This is a genomic window from Sphaerisporangium sp. NPDC004334 (assembly GCF_053602655.1).
This window is the reverse complement of record NZ_JBSGDZ010000007.1, coordinates 252,258-269,445: the sequence shown is the minus strand read 5'-3', so window position 1 is coordinate 269,445 and position 17,188 is coordinate 252,258. Positions and strand designations below refer to the sequence as shown.

At 72.7% G+C, this 17,188-nt stretch carries 14 protein-coding genes; 8 read left to right on the top strand and 6 right to left on the bottom strand.

Going from position 1 to position 17,188, the window contains the following annotated elements; genetic code table 11:
* Positions 1–149: 149 nt before the first annotated feature.
* Entirely contained in the window at positions 150–638 is a 489-nt protein-coding gene (locus ACWEN6_RS11230; protein WP_452570071.1) for a MarR family winged helix-turn-helix transcriptional regulator, read from the top strand.
* 34 nt (positions 639–672) lie between these two features.
* Here the strand turns inward: ACWEN6_RS11230 and ACWEN6_RS11225 are convergent, their stop codons facing one another.
* The 3 genes from ACWEN6_RS11225 to ACWEN6_RS11215 all read right to left on the bottom strand — a co-directional run bounded on the left by ACWEN6_RS11225 (position 673) and on the right by ACWEN6_RS11215 (position 2,431).
* Entirely contained in the window at positions 673–1,278 is a 606-nt protein-coding gene (locus ACWEN6_RS11225) for a TetR/AcrR family transcriptional regulator (RefSeq protein ID WP_354835539.1), read from the bottom strand.
* A complete protein-coding gene (locus ACWEN6_RS11220) occupies positions 1,275–1,622 on the bottom strand; it encodes an SPW repeat domain-containing protein (protein ID WP_354835541.1) in 348 nt (115 codons plus the stop codon). Before ACWEN6_RS11220 ends, ACWEN6_RS11225 begins: the two co-directional genes overlap by 4 nt.
* Before the next feature lie 191 nt (positions 1,623–1,813).
* Positions 1,814–2,431, bottom strand: coding sequence for a TetR family transcriptional regulator (locus ACWEN6_RS11215; RefSeq protein ID WP_354928250.1), 618 nt, complete (start codon positions 2,429–2,431; stop codon positions 1,814–1,816).
* A gap of 142 nt (positions 2,432–2,573) precedes the next feature.
* On the opposite strand from ACWEN6_RS11215, the gene ACWEN6_RS11210 reads away from it, so the two are divergent.
* The gene (locus ACWEN6_RS11210; protein WP_452570070.1) at positions 2,574–3,782 is read left to right on the top strand and encodes a cytochrome P450; all 1,209 of its coding nucleotides are present in this window, start codon (positions 2,574–2,576) and stop codon (positions 3,780–3,782) included.
* Between the two features lie 208 nt (positions 3,783–3,990).
* Here the strand turns inward: ACWEN6_RS11210 and ACWEN6_RS11205 are convergent, their stop codons facing one another.
* Positions 3,991–4,284 (bottom strand): hypothetical protein, encoded by a 294-nt coding sequence (locus ACWEN6_RS11205; RefSeq protein ID WP_452570069.1) that lies wholly within the window; start codon positions 4,282–4,284, stop codon positions 3,991–3,993.
* A gap of 418 nt (positions 4,285–4,702) precedes the next feature.
* On the opposite strand from ACWEN6_RS11205, the gene ACWEN6_RS11200 reads away from it, so the two are divergent.
* Positions 4,703–5,926 carry an oxidoreductase gene (locus ACWEN6_RS11200; RefSeq protein ID WP_452570068.1) on the top strand — a complete coding sequence of 408 codons (1,224 nt, stop codon included), beginning with the start codon at positions 4,703–4,705 and terminating at the stop codon, positions 5,924–5,926.
* A 66-nt stretch (positions 5,927–5,992) separates the two neighbouring features.
* Here ACWEN6_RS11200 and ACWEN6_RS11195 read toward each other — a convergent pair whose 3' ends face one another.
* On the bottom strand, positions 5,993–7,675 hold the full coding sequence (locus ACWEN6_RS11195) for an alpha/beta fold hydrolase (protein ID WP_452570067.1): 1,683 nt from the start codon (positions 7,673–7,675) through the stop codon (positions 5,993–5,995).
* Between the two features lie 247 nt (positions 7,676–7,922).
* Positions 7,923–11,141 (bottom strand): glycosyl hydrolase 115 family protein, encoded by a 3,219-nt coding sequence (locus ACWEN6_RS11190; RefSeq protein ID WP_452570066.1) that lies wholly within the window; start codon positions 11,139–11,141, stop codon positions 7,923–7,925.
* 478 nt (positions 11,142–11,619) lie between these two features.
* Here ACWEN6_RS11190 and ACWEN6_RS11185 point away from each other — a divergent pair, with 478 nt between their 5' ends.
* The 5 genes from ACWEN6_RS11185 (at position 11,620) to ACWEN6_RS11165 (ending at position 14,764) form a co-directional block, all read left to right on the top strand.
* Positions 11,620–12,219 (top strand): molybdopterin-dependent oxidoreductase, encoded by a 600-nt coding sequence (locus ACWEN6_RS11185; protein ID WP_452570065.1) that lies wholly within the window; start codon positions 11,620–11,622, stop codon positions 12,217–12,219.
* Entirely contained in the window at positions 12,216–12,956 is a 741-nt protein-coding gene (locus tag ACWEN6_RS11180; protein WP_452570064.1) for a ferredoxin reductase, read from the top strand. Before ACWEN6_RS11185 ends, ACWEN6_RS11180 begins: the two co-directional genes overlap by 4 nt.
* Before the next feature lies 1 nt (position 12,957).
* Positions 12,958–13,260, top strand: coding sequence for a DUF6510 family protein (locus ACWEN6_RS11175; RefSeq protein WP_452570063.1), 303 nt, complete (start codon positions 12,958–12,960; stop codon positions 13,258–13,260).
* A gap of 139 nt (positions 13,261–13,399) precedes the next feature.
* Positions 13,400–14,482 carry a WD40/YVTN/BNR-like repeat-containing protein gene (locus ACWEN6_RS11170; protein WP_452570062.1) on the top strand — a complete coding sequence of 361 codons (1,083 nt, stop codon included), beginning with the start codon at positions 13,400–13,402 and terminating at the stop codon, positions 14,480–14,482.
* Positions 14,483–14,485: 3 nt separating this feature from the next.
* Positions 14,486–14,764 carry a MoaD/ThiS family protein gene (locus ACWEN6_RS11165; protein ID WP_452570061.1) on the top strand — a complete coding sequence of 93 codons (279 nt, stop codon included), beginning with the start codon at positions 14,486–14,488 and terminating at the stop codon, positions 14,762–14,764.
* The last annotated feature ends 2,424 nt before the right edge of the window (positions 14,765–17,188 follow it).

The window sequence follows — 17,188 nt, the reverse complement described above, 5'->3', positions numbered from 1 at the left end:
ACGCGCCTCGGCACCCGTCGCACGGCCCTCGCGCGGGGCGTCCCGCGCGCGTTCCGGAGAACTTGCACACGCCGCTATTCGCCGTGTGCTTGGTACAATGCGCGCGTCGTCCCGTGCCGCCGGGCGGCGCGCCTGAGGAGGGACCGCTCATGGGAATCGCCGACGACGCCGTGGAGGTCCGCGCGCAGGGCTGGCGCACGCTCGCGGCGCTGCACGGCCTGATCGAGGCCGCCCTCGAACGTGAGCTGCAGGCAGGCCACGGGCTGTCGGTGGTCGAGTACACCGTGCTCGACGCCCTGTCGCGGCAGGACGGCTGGCACATGCGCATGCAGCAGCTCGCCTGGGCGGCGGCGCTGTCCAGCAGCGCCACCACACGGCTGGTCAACCGGCTGGAGGACCGCGGCCTGCTGACGCGCATTCTGTGCCAGGACGACCGCCGCGGCATCTACACCGAGCTGACCTCGGCGGGGGTGGCGCTGCTGGAGGAGGCGCGCCCGGCGCACGACGCCGTCCTCGCCAGGGCCCTCGCGGAGGCCGGCGCCCTTCCCGAGCTGGCCCCCTTGGTCCGGGCGCTGCACCACCTGCCGCCCCTTCCCGCCGCCCCGCCCGCCGCCTCCGGCGCTTCCCCGGCCCGCTGAGCGCCGGGCAGTCCCCACCGGGCTCACGTAGGCGTCAGGTGAGGGCTCTGACGATGAGATCGGCCACCATGTCGGGATCGATGTGGTGGCCGGTCAGCAGGCAGAGGTTCTCCTGGTAGAGCAGCACGGCCGCGAACGTCGCCGCCGCCGCCTCCAGCCGGGCGGCGTCGCCGCGGCCGCCCGGCAGGGTCAGCTCCAGCGCGAAGCCGGCGCGGCGGATGATCTCGGCGTTGAGGTGCCTGAGCCGCTCGCGCACCGAGGTGTGGGTGTCGGCCTCGCGGAACAGGATGCGCCGCATCGCCGGCGAGGCGCGCAGCGGCACCCGGCGGGCCAGCCCGGCCAGCGCGCGGGCCGGGTCGCCGGGGACGTCCTCGGCGGGCCGGTCGCCGAGCTCTTCGATGCCGGTGCGCTCGTCGACCAGCGCCACCAGCACGTCGATCTTGCGCGGGAAGTAGTGGAAGACCAGGCCTTTGGGCACGGCGGCCCGCTTGGCGATCTCGGCGGTGGCGGTGGCCTCGTAGCCGCCGGCGGCGAACAGCCCCTCGGCCGCGTCGAGGATGCGCGTGCGCGCGTCGGGCTCCCCTCCGGGGGCCCCGGACCGCCGGCGGGCGGTGCGGGACCACACGGAGGGTATGATCACGCGTTCACCCGGGCGCGGCCGCGGATCTGGCTGGCCGTCCACAGTGTGACGATAACCGTCGCGGCGCCCGCGATCCATGCCGTCCAGGCCGCGGCGGCCGAGCCGTCGAAGTCGAACGCCCACGGGGACACGACGAGCAGGGCGCCGAACGCGGCGGTCACCCAGGAACTCGCGCCGCCGGCTCCGAGCAGCGCCCACAGCGCCGAGACCAGCAGCAGCGCGCCGAGCACGAGCAGGGGCTGGGCGGCGTTGGAGGCGCCGCCCGCCCAGAAGAAGGGCGCCAGGACCGCGGCCGCGCCCGCGAGGAACGCCACGAGGTCCGGCCATGCTCTGGACAGATCCATCTCGGTGCCTTTCGTCCTCAAAGGTGTCGTGGACCTCGACCATCGTCCTGATTGACCGCCCGGTCAATCGACGCCGCCGTTACCTTATGCTCACCGCCCGTCGCGGCACGTGGTGAGCATTTCGCCGGAGCGGCACGCCGGGACACGCGAGGAACGCCCGGGCGGCGTCGCGGGAACGCGGCGGGGTGCGCTCAGCCGAACGAGCGCACGCCGGCCATGGCGACCTCGATGCCGCGCCGTAGCGCGTCCAGCACCTCCGCCTGCGAACGGCCGATCGCGGCGCCCGCGAGGCCGGCGCCCTGGACGGCGCCCATCATGGCGCCGACCACCGCCCCCGCGCTCACCGGGTCGAGCTCGCCGGGGAAGGCCTTCAGCAGCTCCTCGGCGATGCGGCGCTGCAGGTCGAGCATCAGATGCAGCGCCTTGGCCTGGAGTGCGGGCACCGTCATGATCATGTGGGCGTACGCCTGCGACAGCTCGCGCTCGCGCTCCATCGGGGGGTCCTCGGCCACGTACCGGGCGATGGTCTCCTCGTAGACGCGCGCCAGCAGGTCGGGGATGCTCTCGCCCTCCCGCCGGGCCGCCAGGGTGTCGAGCAGGACGCGGGAGTGCCGCTCGGTGTGGGCGAACAGCACGTCCTCCTTGCTCGGGAAGTAGTTGAAGAACGTCTTGGTGGCCACGTCCGCCGCGGAGGTGATCTGCGCGACGGTGGTCTGCTCGTAGCCCTGCTCGGCGAAGAGCCTGAGCGCCGTCTCGGCGATCAGCTGCCGGGTCATGCGCTTCTTGCGCTCGCGCCGCGTCTCCTCCATGCGGATCAGCCTACACGCGGCTCTTACATCTCTACTATTTTTATATCAGTTGTATCTTTATATTTGATGGTGTTACATGGAAACCGGCAGGAGGTCCGGCCTCCGTCCTGGAAGGCCGGCAAGCGCCCGCGAAAGGATCGCGATGTCCCCGACCCCTCCCCCGGCCCCGCTCCCGATGGCCCGGCGCGCCGGTCGCCCGTTCGACCCGCCCGAAGAGCTCGCCCGGCTGCGCGCCGAGCACCCCATCAGCCCGATGGCCTATCCCGACGGCCACGTCGGCTGGCTGGTGACCGGCCACGCCCTGGTGCGCGCCGTCCTGGCCGACCCGCGCTTCAGCCATCGCTCCGAGCTGACGCACATCCCGCTGCCGGGGGCCGGTGTCGGCCAAAGGCCCCCGTCGGCGCCCCCGGGACAGTTCACCGCGATGGACCCGCCCGAGCACACCCGCTACCGCCACCTGCTCACCGGCCAGTTCACCGTGCGGCGGATGCGCGGCCTCACCGGGCGCATCGAGGCGATCACCGCCGAGCACCTGGAGGAGATGGAACGCCACGGCCCCCCGGCCGACCTGGTGGAGGCGTTCGCGCTGCCCATCCCCGGCCTGGTCATCTGCGAGCTGCTCGGCGTCCCGGTCGCCGAGCGAGGCCGCTTCCAGCGCGACATGACCCTGCTGCTCAGCCTGGACGCCACGCCCGAGCGAAAGATGGCCGCTTACAAGGCGATCCAGGAGTTCATGGGCGACCTGGTGCGGGCCAAGCGCGCCGATCCCACCGACGACCTGCTCGGCGACCTGGCCGCGAGCGGCGACCTGACCGACGAGGAGCTGGCGAACATCGGCGGCACCCTGATGGGCGCCGGGTTCGAGACGACCGCCAACATGATCGCGCTCGGCGCCTGGGCGCTGATGAGCCACCCCGACCGGCTCGCGGCCCTGCGCGCCGACCCGGGCCTGGGCGACCAGGCCGTGGAGGAGCTGCTGCGCTACCTGAGCATCATCCCGGTCACGGTGCGGACCGCGCTGGAGGACGTCGAGCTGGGAGGACGGCTGGTCAAGGCCGGCCAGTCGGTCACCGTCTCGGTGCCGGCGGCCAACCGCGACCCCGCCCACTTCCCCGACCCGGACACCCTGGACCTGCACCGGGTGACGGCGGGGCATGTGGCGTTCGGCCACGGCGTCCACCAGTGCCTCGGACAGCAGCTCGCCCGCGTGGAGATGCGGGTCGGCCTGCGCGCGCTGTTCGACCGGTTCCCCGGGCTGCGCCTGGCCGTCCCCCCCGAGGAGGTGCCGCTGCGCACCGACATGCTCATCTACGGCGTGCACCGCCTGCCGGTCACCTGGGATCCCGCCTGACCCCACGCCGGCGCCCTGCGGCGTCGCGCCGCCGAGGCGCCCGCGGTCCTCACGTCATAGGTGGCACGCCCGGCGTCACGTCCGGCCCCGCCCCAGGCCATGCCACGCACCCGTTCACCGGAGCGGGCCGTGCCGCGCGCCCTCGGGCGCCTCCCGGCACGGCCCTACCCGGTTCGCGGCACGCCGTCAGCCGCTACTCGAACTGCTGCTACTGCTGCTGGAGCTGCTGCTGGACCCGCCGCCGCCCCAGCGGCCGCCGTCGTCCCAGCCGCCGCCGGAGCCGCTGGAGCTGCTCGAGCTCGAACTGCTCGAACTGCTCGAACCGGACCCGCCGCCTCTGCCGCCGCCCGAGCCGCTGCTGGAGCTTGAGCTGCTCGAACTGGAGCTGCTGGACCCGCTCGAACCGCCGCCCCTGCCACCGCTGGAACCGCTGGAACCGCTGGAACTGGAGCTGCTCGAACCGCTGGAGCTGGAGCCGCGCCTGTGCGAGTCGCCGCGGCACCACCGGCGCCGGCAGTCGTCGGTTAAGCCGGACGCCGCTCCTGGCGTGACGGTGGCCTGCCGGACCTGCGTGGTGGTGGCCGCGCTCGCCTGCTGGACGGGCATCGCGGCCGGGCCGATGAGGGTGGTGGCCACCACGGCGCCGGCGGCCAGAGCATGCTTGAGCATGAGAGATCACTCCGTGTCCTGCGTTGCGCCCGGCGGGTTGCTCGGGCTGACGGAGCGCCGTGTCGGTTCCCGGGAAGATGTCGAGACGACGTCTTACCTGAGACCCACGCTAGATGAAGCGAATCTGGGCGGTCATCCCGTATAGCCCAAAGCCTCGGTCCGGGCTCAGCAAGCCGGCGCGGCGCGCGGGGGCGGTCGCGCCGTCCTGCGAACATGGACGAAATAGATCATTTTGGGCTACTTTGCCGGGCATGATGCTTCGATCCGTGCTCGGGATGATCACAGCCGTGTCGGCGGTCGTCATGGCGATGCCCGCGTCCGCGCAGGGGGTGTCCGGCGCCCCTTCGGACGACGGCGCCGCGCCCTCGGCCTCCGCGGCCTCCGCCGCTCCCGCCGCCGGCGGAGCGGTGTCCGCCTCGCGCGCGCCCGCCACGGCGGGGGTCCCCAGGGCGGGCACGGCTGCGGGACGGGTGAGCCTCGCCTGGGACCCGCGGCCCACCGCAACCGAGGGGCGCCTGCGCGGGTTGTCGCCGGTCAGCAGCCGGGTCGCGTGGGTGTCCGGCAGCCTCGGCACCGTGCTGCGCACCACCGACGGCGGGCGCGACTGGAGCCCGGTCGCCCCGCCCGGCACCGCCGACCTGCAGTTCCGCGACATTGAAGCGTTCGACGCGCGCACCGCCGTGGTGCTGTCGATCGGGGAGGGCGACGCCTCCCGCGTCTACCGCACCGAGGACGGCGGGCGCACCTGGGCCGAGACCTTCCGCAACGACGAGCCGCGCGCCTTCTACGACTGCATGGCCTTCTTCGACCACAGGCACGGCCTGGCGATGAGCGACCCGGTCGACGGCAGGTTCCGCATCCTGTCCACCGACGACGGCGGCCGCAGCTGGCGCGTTCTGCCCTCCGCCGGCATGCCCGAGGCGCTGCCCGGCGAGGCGGGCTTCGCGGCGAGCGGGCAGTGCCTGGTGACCGCCGGAGGCCGCGACGTGTGGCTCGCCACCGGCGGAGGCGCGCGCTCGCGCGTGTTCCACTCCCGCGACCGCGGCCTCACCTGGACGGTGGCCGACACCCCCATCCCTGCGGGCGACCCGGCGCGCGGAGTGTTCGCGCTCGCCTTCCGCAACCCCCGGCACGGCATCGCGGTCGGCGGCGACTTCCAGCCGGGACTGCCCTCCCCCGACGCCGCCGCCGTGACCGGCGACGGAGGAGCGACGTGGCGCGAGGCGTCCGCTCCGCCGCAGGGCTACCGCTCGGGCGTCGCGTGGCTGCCACACCTTCCCTGGGCCGCCATCGCGGTCGGGCCCACCGGCAGCGACGTCACCTTCTCCGCCGGCGACCGCTGGCAGAACTTCGACGGCGGCTCCTACGACACCGTGGCCTGCGCCCCCGACCTGGCCTGCTGGGCGTCCGGCGAGCAAGGCCGCGTCGCCCGCCTCACCCTTCAAGGTGTTCCCTCCGGAACCGCCCGCCGGTAGCGGCCGGCCGGCGCGCGAACCTCCGCGACGCGTTCGGGCGCCTGTCGCTGAGGCGGAGCGCCGGGATCAGCAGGCGGTGTCGGCGGCCGGCAGCTCACCGGTGACGAGGTAACGGGCGACCGTGGCGTTGAGGCACTGGTCGCCGTAATACGGGAACGGGGCGTGGGTCTGGGCGTCGATCGTGACCAGGCGTGATCCGCGGATGCGCGCGGCGACGGCCCTGCTCACGGACGCCGGCACCGCCACGTCCCGCAGGGCCGCCACGACCAGGGCGGCCGGCGCGCGGTTGCGGTCGAGCCGCACCGGCTCGTCCTTGGCGGGCGGCCAGAACGCGCAGGGGTTGATATTGGCGTTGCCCGGCCCGAACAGCGGATGACGCGCCCGATAAGCGGCGATGTCGCGCAGGTAGACGCGCGGGTCGCGCGGCCAGGGGGCGTCGGCGCAGCGGTAGGCGGTGTTGGTGGCGGTGTGGTGGTCGGCGGGCACACCCGGCACGCCCTCCGGCGGCGCGGGACGGATGGGGAACGGGACGAACGGCTCCCGTCCGGCGGCGACGGCGGCGAAGGCCGCGGCGACCATGCCGAAGGCCCGCTCGTCGTAGATGCCGGCCACCAGCAGGGCGCCCAGCTCGCCGCCGGTCCAGGCGTGGCCGGCGATGACGATGGGCGCCCGGGTGGCCCGGTCGAGGATGCCGGTGAGCGCGGCGTGCACCTTAGCGGTGGTCTCCCCCAGGCCGTATTCGGCGTGCCGCGCGGCGACCCAGGCGGCGAAGGCCATCGTGCCCTCCTCGAACGCCGGGGTGCGGCTCAGTTCGAACGGCCGCCAGATCGTGTCGGCGTTCACCGGGCTGTCCAGGACGAACCGGTCAACGCGGTGCGGGAACAGCGTGCCGTAGACGGCGCCGAGCAGCCCCGCGTAGGAGCCACCCAGGTAGGAGATCTTCTCCTCGCCGAGGGCCGCACGGATGAGGTCCATGTCGCGGGCGGCGTTCGCGGTGGTGGCGTGCGGCAGGGCCCAACCGGAGACGCGCACGCAGTCCTCGGCGTACCGCCGGGCCTCGGCCGCCTCGGCGAGGAAGCGTCCGGGTGTCGCGGGCCGCACCCAGAACCCACCCGGCTCCTCCTCGGGCCGCCCGCAGCCGATGGGTGTGCTGCGCTCGACGAACCTCATGTCGAATCCGACCAGGTCGTAGCGGGCGCGGACGTCGGCGGGCAACGCGGGGGCGAGGCTCGCGGGCAGCGGAACGCCCGGCCCTCCCGGCCCGCCGCCGGTGGTGAGCAGCACCCCCCGGCGCCGCTCCGGGTCGGTGGCGGGCAGCCGGGAGATCACGATGGAGATCCTGGGGCCGGACGGGCGGTGGTGGTCGAGGGGGACGGTGACCCGGGCGCACCGCAGGTCCGGCGCGCTCACTCCGGCGCACGCCTCCCACCGCAGCCCCGGGCCTCTGACGGCCGCGGCGGCGCCAGGGGCGGCGACGGCGGAGACCGCGAGGGCCGCTGCGACGACCGGTGCGAGCGCGGTGACCGGCACTGCACGGGCGAGACGCTCGAACCCGCGCCGCCCGCGCGCCGCACGGGCCGGGGCCGCGCTCGCACCGTCCCGCTCTTCATCGACCGGCACGGCCGCGGCCTCACCTCCGGTGCCCTGCCTGTGGGCTTGTGCCGCGGAGGCCGGGGGCGGGTGCTGGGGTGCGCGCGCCGGGCCAGGCAGGTGCGCGCCGTCCGGGGAGTTGCCCGTGATGTCCGTCATGTTGCCGGTCTCCGTTCTTGTGACATGTCCGCCGATTCCGTCCCGCAGCGGTGCCCGGCGGACGCCGACGCGAGGTCCCGCCGGCCCGACCCGCTCGCCGGACGCCGAGAAGCGGAACGCCAGCCGCCGGTCAGGTCAGCGAGGTGCGGCGGGTGACGCCGAGAAGGCGGGCCTGCGAGGCACATCGGCTTGTCGGTGCGCGCGGTGGTGGCCTGACCGGGCCGCCGGCGTGCCGGCGGCCCTGACTTCAGTGTGCCGTTCGTGCCTGGACCACCTTGCTCTCGGGCGGGCCGAGGTAGCTGGGCAGGACGCCGCCGGTGTTCACCACCAGCCGCTGCACCACCACGGTCGGGTCGACCATCCAGAACTTCAGGACATGCACTCCTGGCGTGCTGATCGTGTGGGTGGTCGTGGTCACGTTGGCGTTGTCGGAGGTGTTGCGCTCCCACTGCCGGTTCATCGTCGTGTCGTTCGCGCCGGTCGCCTTGGTGACGTTCACGGTCTGCGGCGCCTGGTCGTCGAACGACACGGCGTACTTCAGCCCGTCGGTCGGCAGGACGTTGTTCCTCGGCGACAGGTACGCCGAGACCGTGACCGGGCCGGTGGTGAACACGGTCATCGTGTACTCCAGACGCGGGCCGTCCCCTCCTGGCGAGCGGCTCGCCGCGGTGACCGGCCAGGGCGTCACGCCGTCGCCGGTCTTGCCGATGCCCGGGATGCGCTTCCAGATGACGCCGGACGCGCCGACCGCCCTGGTGTGGTCGGCCGCCTCGGCCGCGACGTACCCGCCGGCCTCGACGAAGCCCTTGACCCGCGAGGGCGGCGTCGCGGGGTTGTCCACGACCGCCGTGACAACCACGCCCGCGCCCGCGCCCGCGACGGTGATGGGCACCTCGGTCCTGCCCTTCGGCGCCCGTGACCAGTCGACGCGCACGGTCACGCGCACCTGCTCGCCGACCTCTCCCGACCTCGGTGTGACGCTCACCCACGGCACCGACGGCTTGACGGTGTAGCCGAAGGAGGTCGTGCCGCGGTTGAACACCTCGATGTACTGCCGCGGCGAGGACTGGTACGGGCTGAACGCCGGCAGGACGGCCGGGGTCCGCTCGGCGGGCCACCACTTGTCCGAGCCGTCGACCGCGACGCCGAGGTCGGCCGCCGCCGGCACCTGGATGCGCTGCAGGTGCGGGTAGAAGGCGTCCGGCAGGGCGACGTTGTCCTTCTCGGGCTGCTGCCAGGGAGCGTTCGGTCCGTACCTCTCGATGTCGCCGTAGCCGATCTTCGGCTGGAGCTGGAAGCCATCCCACTTCCCATCGGCCATGGTCTTGTTGTAGTACTGCGACATCGCCTGGTCCTCGTCGAACCTGGCCTGGGCCAGGTCGGCGAGGCGGTTGGTGGCGGCGCGCCCCTGCCTGGCGTACAGGATGTCGGTGAACTGCGCCCTGCGCATCGCGTACAGATTGGCCGTCGCCTTCACCTGGTAGTAGACGAGCTGGTAGTAGGCGTCGTCGTACCCGGCGGGCAGGGCCTCGCGTATCTTCTCCGCCTTGGCGGCCAGGGCCTGCCACTCGGCGGTGACCCGGTCCATCTCCTGGTAGGCCGTCAGGCTGAAGGGGGTGTCCTTGTCGTCGTAGACGATGGCCGAGGAGTCGGTGGCCGGGTCCTTGGCGGGGTCGAGGCCGATGCGACGGTTCAGCAGCTCGGGCTTGCGCCGTGACTGCAGGCGGCCGTACGCGCTCAGCACCTCGGCGATGGCCCGCGCCTGCTCGGGCCCGAAGTTCTGCGCGGCGTACCCCCGCTCCCAGTCGTCCAGCCGGTCCAGCGTCAGGCCGGAGGGGTCCCAGGCGTAGTCGAGGAAGAGCTGCAGCGGCTGCTCCTCATTCTTCATGTCGCCGACGTTGACCACCCACAGCCGGTCCACGCCGTAGGTGTAGGCGAGGTTGAGCTGCTCCCAGGTGTTGGCCAGGTTGACGGTGTCGGCCCACTTGTAGTTGCGGCCGCCGCCGACGTAGTCGAAGTGGTAGTACATGCCGTAGCCGCCGCTGCGCCTGGGGAGCGCCTGGTCGGGCAGCTTTCGCATGTTGCCCCAGTTGTCGTCGCAGAAGACGACGGTTACGTCGTCCGGCGGGCGAAGCCCCTGGTCCCAGTAGCGCTGGACCTCCTTGTAGAGGGTCTGCACCTGCGGGATGGACGTCACGGGCTCGTCGCTCTCCTTGGCCAGGATCTCGCGCTGGGCGGCCAGAATGCTCTGCATCAGCTCGATGCCGTCGCCGTCGGGCAGGCCGACGTCGCCGTTGCCGCGCATGCCGAGGGTGACGACGCCCTCGAAGTCCTGCTCCTTCATGCGGCGGATGCCGTCGGCCCAGTACTTCTTGATGGCCTCGCCGTTGCGGCGGAAGCTCCACTCGCCGGTGCCGCCGTAGGGGTCGTGGCCGGGCACGGTGATCTCGCCTGCGCTGTCGCGCTGGGCGGCGACGGCGTGCCGGTTCCACTCCTCGATGCCGCGCATCATCGGCGCCTCGTGCGAGGTGCCCATCACGACGCCGTAGGCGGTGGCCGTCTTGTGGTTGTCGGGGTCGTCCTCGGCGAAGGCCCGTCCCCAGACCGCCGGCCACAGGTAGTTGGCCTTCAGCCGCAGCATGACCTCGAAGACCTTGGCGAAGAACTTGCTGTTGAAGCCGCCCGGGTAGCCCGCGGCCAGGCCGGGGCCGAAGTGGCGGGGCGCCCAGGTGCCGAGCGCCGGGTTCTCGTCGTTGATGAAGAAGCCGCGGTACTTGACCTTCGGCGTGCCCTGGCTGTGCCGGCCGGGCAGGACGTACAGCGCGTCGTGGTGGCGGGCCGGCACGTCGTCCCACCAGTACCACGGGGAGACGCCGATGCGCCTGGAGACGTCGTAGGCGCCGTAGATGGTGCCGCGCTGGTCGCTGCCGGCGATGACGAACGCGCGGCGCACGCCCGGCAGCGGGTCGGCGACGACCTGCTCCAGGGAGGTCTCCCATTTGCCGGCGATGCCGCTCACGTCGAGCTTGCCCTTGGAGATCAGCCCGTCGATGAGCGGACTCCTGCCGATGGTGCCGACGAGCACCACGTCGCCCCGGGGCGCCTGGTCCGTGGAGACGGCGGGCCTGACGCCGGTGACCCGCTCGATGTCGGCCCGCAGGTCGCCGACGACGCGGGTCACGCCGGCGTGGTCGCTCCCGCTGACGACGATGGGCGCCGCCTTGCCCGACGCGACGAGGGGGAAGCGCCCGGCTCCCCCGGTGAAGGCGATGTAGGAGCCGGGGTCGGCGGGCTCGTGCCGGGCCGTCGCGGCCGTCGCGGCCGTCGCCGTCGCCGTCGCGGCCGCGACCGCGGGCGCCGGCACGGCGGCCCCGGTGGCGATGACGGCCAGCGACAGCAGAATCCGGAGCGGCCTCCATGACCCGCGCCTTTTCGTATGAGGGGGAGCTGCGGCGTGCCTTCTCATTCTGGGATCTCCCTGAGGGGGCGGAACGGCGCGGATGACGGAAATTTGCTCCCGCATAACGAAAGTTTCGGTAATCCCCAAAAACAACCGGATGTTAACGAGCCCCATACAGGTGGTCAACCGTTCAGATAGTGCAGGCCGACAAGCCGGACCGCACACGAAGCGGCCGGTGAAACTTTCACCATGAATGTGTTCCCATCACCGCGCACGGCCGATGCCGAACCCGCGGGACGCCCGTCGCCGCCCTGGATGGTGCGCGAGGGCGCCGTCCTGTCCCGCGACCGGGGGTGGCGTGCGGGCGCGGGCCGACGCCGATCTCGCCCGGGAGTCCGCTCCGGCGCGCTGAGGGAAGACCGCTATTGTGAGTTGGAGCCGTACGAATCGGTTCACTCGGCTTCGATCGTCGCGTAATCGGGTCGAACCCTTCCTCTGGCACGATCTCCGCAACGACCGTCGGCGGCACGAAGGAAAGAGACCGATGGGCATCATCTCGCGCGGCTTCCGCGGCCGGCCCAGGGACGAGGGCGTCAAGCTCCCGCCCGGCCAGTACCTCACGCACGACTTCCCGGTGCTGTCGGCCGGGCCCACCCCGCGCATCCCACTGGACCGCTGGGAGTTCACGATCGACACCGAGGCGGGGCACACCCACCGCTGGAGCTGGGAGCAACTGCTCGGCCTGCCGGCCGAGACGCCCACCGTCGACCTGCACTGCGTCACCAAGTGGTCCAAGCTCGGCACCGCGTGGAAGGGCGTGTCGCTCGATGTGCTGATGGAGGACGTCGAGACCACCGCCGAGTACGCGCTGATCCACTCCTACGGCGGCTACACCACCAACCTGCCGGTGGAGGACCTGCTCGACGGCCAGGCATGGATCACCTACCAGTACGACGGGGAGGAGCTCGCGCCCGCGCACGGCGGCCCCGCCCGGCTGCTGGTCCCGCACCTGTACCTGTGGAAGTCGGCCAAGTGGGTGCGCGGCATCCGGCTGCTCAACGACGACTGGCCCGGCTTCTGGGAGACCGCGGGCTACCACAACTACGGCGATCCGTGGCGCGAGCAGCGCTACCAGGGCGATTGAACGCCCGCCGGCTGACGTGGCGGGCCGCGCGGCTGGTCGGCTCCCGCGCCGAGACCGACGCCGCGCGCACGCTGGTCTTCAAGATCCCCGGCTGGCCCGGCCATCTGCCCGGCCAGCACGTGGACGTACGGCTGACGGCCGAGGACGGCTACAGCACCCAGCGCAGCTACTCGGTGGCCTCCGCCTCCGACGGCGACCTCGTCGAGCTGACCGTGCAGAACGTCCCCGGCGGTGAGGTCTCGCCCTACCTCGCCGATGTCCTGGAGGTGGGCGACGAGGTGGAGATGCGCGGACCGGTGGGCGGCTGGTTCGTCTGGCGCCCCACCGGCGTGGAGCCGGTGCTGCTGGTCGCGGGCGGGTCGGGCATCGTGCCGCTGATGGCGATGATCCGCGCGCGCCGGCAGGCGGGGAGCCGGACGCCCTTCCGCCTGGTCTACTCGGTGCGCGAGCCGCGCCAGCGCTTCTACGCCGAGGAACTGCGCCACGCCGGCCCAGGCGACGCCGGGCTCGACGTCGCCTACCTGTACACGCGGTCCGCCCCGGACGGCTGGCCTCGCGCGGCGGGGCGGCTCATGGCGGCCGACCTCGGCGCCCACGGCTGGCCGGCCGGGCTCGCACCCGACTGCTACGTCTGCGGGCCCACGGGGTTCGTCGAGACGGCCGCCGACATCCTGCTCGCCCTCGGCCACGATCCCCGCAAGATCAGGACCGAACGCTTCGGCCCCACCGGAGGCTGACATGACCCGACCGATCGAAGACGCCTACCAGGACGGCAACGCCCTGGCCGGCCCGCTGCGCGAGATCTTCGCCGTCGACGTGACCGCCGCCGACGGCCGGTGCGCGGGCTGCGGGCTCGCCGGCCCGCTCGCGTCCCTGCGGGTGTACGGGCCCGGCCCGGGCTGGGTGGCCCGCTGCCCCGGGTGCGAAGAGGTCGTCATACGCCTGGTTCGCGGACCCGATGCCGCCTGGCTCGACATGCGCGGCACCGTGAGCCTGCGCATCCCGCTGCCCGCCGATCCGCAGGGAACCGCGGGCCCCTGATCCGCGCGAAGCGAGGGCCCACGACGCGCCCGATCAAACACCTGTTCTAGAAACCTGGCGTCCAGGTCTTCCGGAACCGGTGCCGTGGACGGAATACTGACCGTCGGTAACCATTCCGTCCACACCGAAAGGCATCGCGATGACCGTCCTTCTGGCCCTTGGAACCGCGAAGGGGCTGTTCCTGGCCCGCAGTGACGACGACCGCGCGTCGTGGGACGTCACCGGCCCCCACTTCCCCATGACCGGCGTTTACGGTGTGTGCCTGGACAAGCGGGGGCCGGTCCCGCGCCTGCTGGCCGGGGTCAGCAGCTCCCACTACGGGCCGAGCGTCGCCTACAGCGACGACCTGGGCGCCACATGGCACGAGCCCGACCGCCCGCCGGTGGCCTTCCCGCAGGACACCGGCACGGCGCTCGAACGCGTCTGGCAGCTGGTCCCCGACCCCTTCCGCCCCGGGCGCGTCTACGCCGGCACGCAGCCTTCGGCCCTTTTCGTCTCCGACGACGGCGGGGTGACGTTCGAGCTCGTGCGCTCCCTGTGGGATCACCCGCATCGCCCGCAGTGGCAGGCCGGATTCGGCGGGCAGGCCATCCACACGATCCTCCCCCACCCCGGCGACCCGTCCTCGCTGCTGGTCGCGATGTCCACCGGCGGCGTCTACCGCAGCGCCGACGGCGGTGACTCCTGGGCGCCGGCCAACTCCGGCATCCAGGCCACCTTCCAGCCCGACCGTTTCCCCGAGTTCGGCCAGTGCGTGCACAAGGTCGGCAGGGACGCCGGCGACCCCGACCGCCTGTACGCGCAGAACCACCACGGGGTCTACCGCTCCGACGACGGCGGGGCGCACTGGGAGTCCATTGCCGAGGGCCTGCCGAGCGACTTCGGCTTCACCATCGTCACCCACCCGCACCGGCCCGACGTCGTCTACAACTTTCCGCTCGTCGCCGACGCGATGCGCTTCCCTCCCGAGGAGCGCTGCCGCGTCTACCGCTCGCAGGACGCCGGCAAGAGCTGGGAGGCGCTGTCCGACGGCCTGCCGTCCGAGCCGTTCTACCCGGCCGTGCTGCGCGACGCCATGTGCACCGACGACGCCGACCCCGCGGGCGTCTACTTCGGCACCCGGTCGGGCGAGGTCTACGCCAGCCCCGACGAGGGCGACTCATGGGCACTGGTCGCCTCCCACCTTCCCGATGTGCTCTGCGTCCGGGCAGCGGTGGTCTGACCGATGGCGGTGACCGTTCTGGTGCCCTCCACGCTGCGCGGCGAGGTCGACGGCGTCAAGGCACTCAGCGTCGACGCCGCGGGCACGCTGCGCGCGGTGCTGGACGAGATGGGCCGGCGCTGGCCCCGCCTCGAACGGCGGGTGCGCGACGAGCAGGGCGCCCTGCGGCGTTACATGAACGTCTACATCGACGGGGTCGACTGCCGCTCGATCGGCGGCTCGGATGCCCCTGTGCCCGGTGAGGCGGAAGTCCACCTCCTCCCCAGCGTCGCAGGCGGCTGACCTCACGCAGCCCGGCACCCGGCCGGCCCCTGCACGGTCGTCGCCCATGCCAGTCCCGGACGGCTGATCTCTCGCAGTCGAAGACGGCCGACTCGGGCCGGCGCGAACGGCTGACGTCCGGCGGTGGCGGCCGAGGTCTGGCGGTGGCAGAGGAGTGCCCTGGCAAGGGCGGGATACCGATGTCCGGAAACGGCGATGCGGCCGGAGCCGTGTGGGCTCCGGCCGCATCAGGGTCACGGCTCTGATGGGGCTCAGCCCCAGGGAGTGTTGCCAACCTTGTCGGGGGTCAGGCTCAACCCCACCGCCGAAGTCAGAGTGTCGATGAGGGTTTGAGATGAGGCGGTGGTCCCGACGTACTCGCTCATTGCGCTGACCCCTCGTCCATGGCGGTTCTGGCGTTGTGCCGTCCCGCCGTCGCACTAGTGAAGCTATTCGCGCCCGCTATTCAGTCCCTATCGGTACGCTTCTCATGCAGGAAAACAGGCTCATGCAGCAGGTTGTCGCCCCCTATCTGAAGTATTCCGATATTTCAGGATGGTTTCCCCTGACTCATATCGGTAATACCATCACCGCCATTCCGGTCAACCCGATATCGCCATGAAACATTGTTTCGGTGACGATGGAAAACACCGAAGGCGGCCGGCACCCGCCGACCGCACCTAGGGGGAGACCCGCCGCGTCGACCGCACCAGAGGGAAGACGCGGCCGCGGGAAGGTGAAAGGCCGACGAGCCGGTACCCGCCGACCGCACCTGCGGCAGGCACCGGCTCGCCGGGCGACACGCCGGTCCGGATCCGGCGCCACGTGCCCGGCCCCGAAGGGCCGGGCCACCGGGCGGCGGCCCCTGAACCGGCAGCTCAGGATGGTCCTGATCACTCAGACGGGCACATACGTCCCCGCTCCTCGTCCTCGGACCGCCCATGGCGATGCGGGGCGGTTGGTCCGACGGCCCTCACTGTTCGTCACGGCGCCGGGCGCACCAGCATGTGGACGCGGAGGAGGAATCTCCGTCGGCCGAGGAAGGTCCAGGGCATCCGACACAGCCCATGCCGCGCAGGCATACGCCGGGCCGGCGCGGCACGGGGCGTGCCGCGGAAGCGGTACGACCCCCGCGTGCGGCGGCCTCCCGTCGCGCCTCGGCGATCTCCTCCTCCCAGAGGGCCACGTGCTGCTCCCACAGGTAGGTATGATCGCCGAGGGAGACATGCCGGGACGCCGCCGGCCGGGGCGTGTCCCCGTCACCCGGTTCCGCCGGGGCGGACCGGTCCGGATGCGAGGTCACGTCCTCTCCGCGCCACGACCGTCGCCGGTCATCGGAATACGCCTCCCCCGCCGCCGGACGGTCTTCGCGGCCGGGAGCGCCATTGCCCGGCCACGAAGAACCACCCTGCCCCGGGACCACGTTCTGCGGCGCCGTACGGTCCGATGAACCCGGCACGTCATGCCCCGTCCACGGACGACTCTCGCCGGACAACACATCCCTCGGCCCCGGCCGCCCTCCGAGGCCGGGGGCGCCATCGCCCGGCCGCGGACGACGACTCTCGCCCGAGAACTCGTCCTTGGACCCCGTCTGCTCCCCAAGACCGCGTGCGCCACCACCGGGCCCTGGACGACCGCTCCCGCCCGGGAACACATCCCTCCGCCTCGGCCGCCCTCCGAGGCCGGGGGCGCCATCGCCCGGCCGCGGACGACGGCTCTCGCCGGGAAACTCGTCCTTGGACACCGACTGCTCTCCGAGGCCGAATGCGTCGTTACCCGGCCGGGGAGAAGCACCCTCACCTGGGAACGTGTTCCTCGGGGTCGAGGGCCGCCTCGGCGAGGGGCCGTCCTGACCGCGGCGGGAAGGCCGGCTCGGGTCCGGGAACACCTCGCCGGGCGCGGAGAAGATCCCGGGCCGGAACGCGTCCCGGTCGGGACGTGGCAGCCGGCGCCGGTCGGCAGCGGCCGCGTCGTTCCCGCCCGGCGGGAGATGGTCGTCATCCGGGGTGGGGTGATGTGTCCACTCGGTCGGGTCCTGCTCCCACCAAGGCGGTTCCTCTTCCCAGCGCTCGTGGTGGTGGTCGCGTGGAGACATGGTCATCCTCATCGGTTGCGCGGAAGGTTCGGACCGCCGGCTCGCCCGCCGCGCGGCGCCGGCCCGCCGTCCCGGACGGGGACGGGGGCCGGGCCCGCGCGGCGGGCCGGGCGGTCTAGGGCCACCAGGCGAGTCCCAGGAGGAAGGACCTGCCGGAGCCGGGGGGCTCCTGGCGATGGTCGTCCTCGCCGGCCGGCCGATCGGCGTGCGCGTCGTTGCCGGCGGACGGCTCAGGCCGCCGCCTGTCTTCTTCTTCGCCCCTGCCGCCATCCGGGCCCGGAGAACCCGCGGCCGGACCATCCGGGTCCGCCGCACGCTCTTCCCCACCGGAACCACACGGATCCCGCTGG

Coding starts and splice junctions, on each gene's coding strand:
- ACWEN6_RS11200 (WP_452570068.1), top strand. CDS start 4,703: ATGATGCTTCGATCCGTGCTCGGGATGATCACAGCCGTGTCGGCGGTC.
- ACWEN6_RS11210 (WP_452570070.1), top strand. CDS start 2,574: ATGTCCCCGACCCCTCCCCCGGCCCCGCTCCCGATGGCCCGGCGCGCC.
- ACWEN6_RS11165 (WP_452570061.1), top strand. CDS start 14,486: ATGGCGGTGACCGTTCTGGTGCCCTCCACGCTGCGCGGCGAGGTCGAC.
- ACWEN6_RS11220 (WP_354835541.1), bottom strand. CDS start 1,622: ATGGATCTGTCCAGAGCATGGCCGGACCTCGTGGCGTTCCTCGCGGGC.
- ACWEN6_RS11190 (WP_452570066.1), bottom strand. CDS start 11,141: ATGAGAAGGCACGCCGCAGCTCCCCCTCATACGAAAAGGCGCGGGTCA.
- ACWEN6_RS11185 (WP_452570065.1), top strand. CDS start 11,620: ATGGGCATCATCTCGCGCGGCTTCCGCGGCCGGCCCAGGGACGAGGGC.
- ACWEN6_RS11230 (WP_452570071.1), top strand. CDS start 150: ATGGGAATCGCCGACGACGCCGTGGAGGTCCGCGCGCAGGGCTGGCGC.
- ACWEN6_RS11215 (WP_354928250.1), bottom strand. CDS start 2,431: ATGGAGGAGACGCGGCGCGAGCGCAAGAAGCGCATGACCCGGCAGCTG.
- ACWEN6_RS11195 (WP_452570067.1), bottom strand. CDS start 7,675: ATGACGGACATCACGGGCAACTCCCCGGACGGCGCGCACCTGCCTGGC.
- ACWEN6_RS11175 (WP_452570063.1), top strand. CDS start 12,958: ATGACCCGACCGATCGAAGACGCCTACCAGGACGGCAACGCCCTGGCC.
- ACWEN6_RS11170 (WP_452570062.1), top strand. CDS start 13,400: ATGACCGTCCTTCTGGCCCTTGGAACCGCGAAGGGGCTGTTCCTGGCC.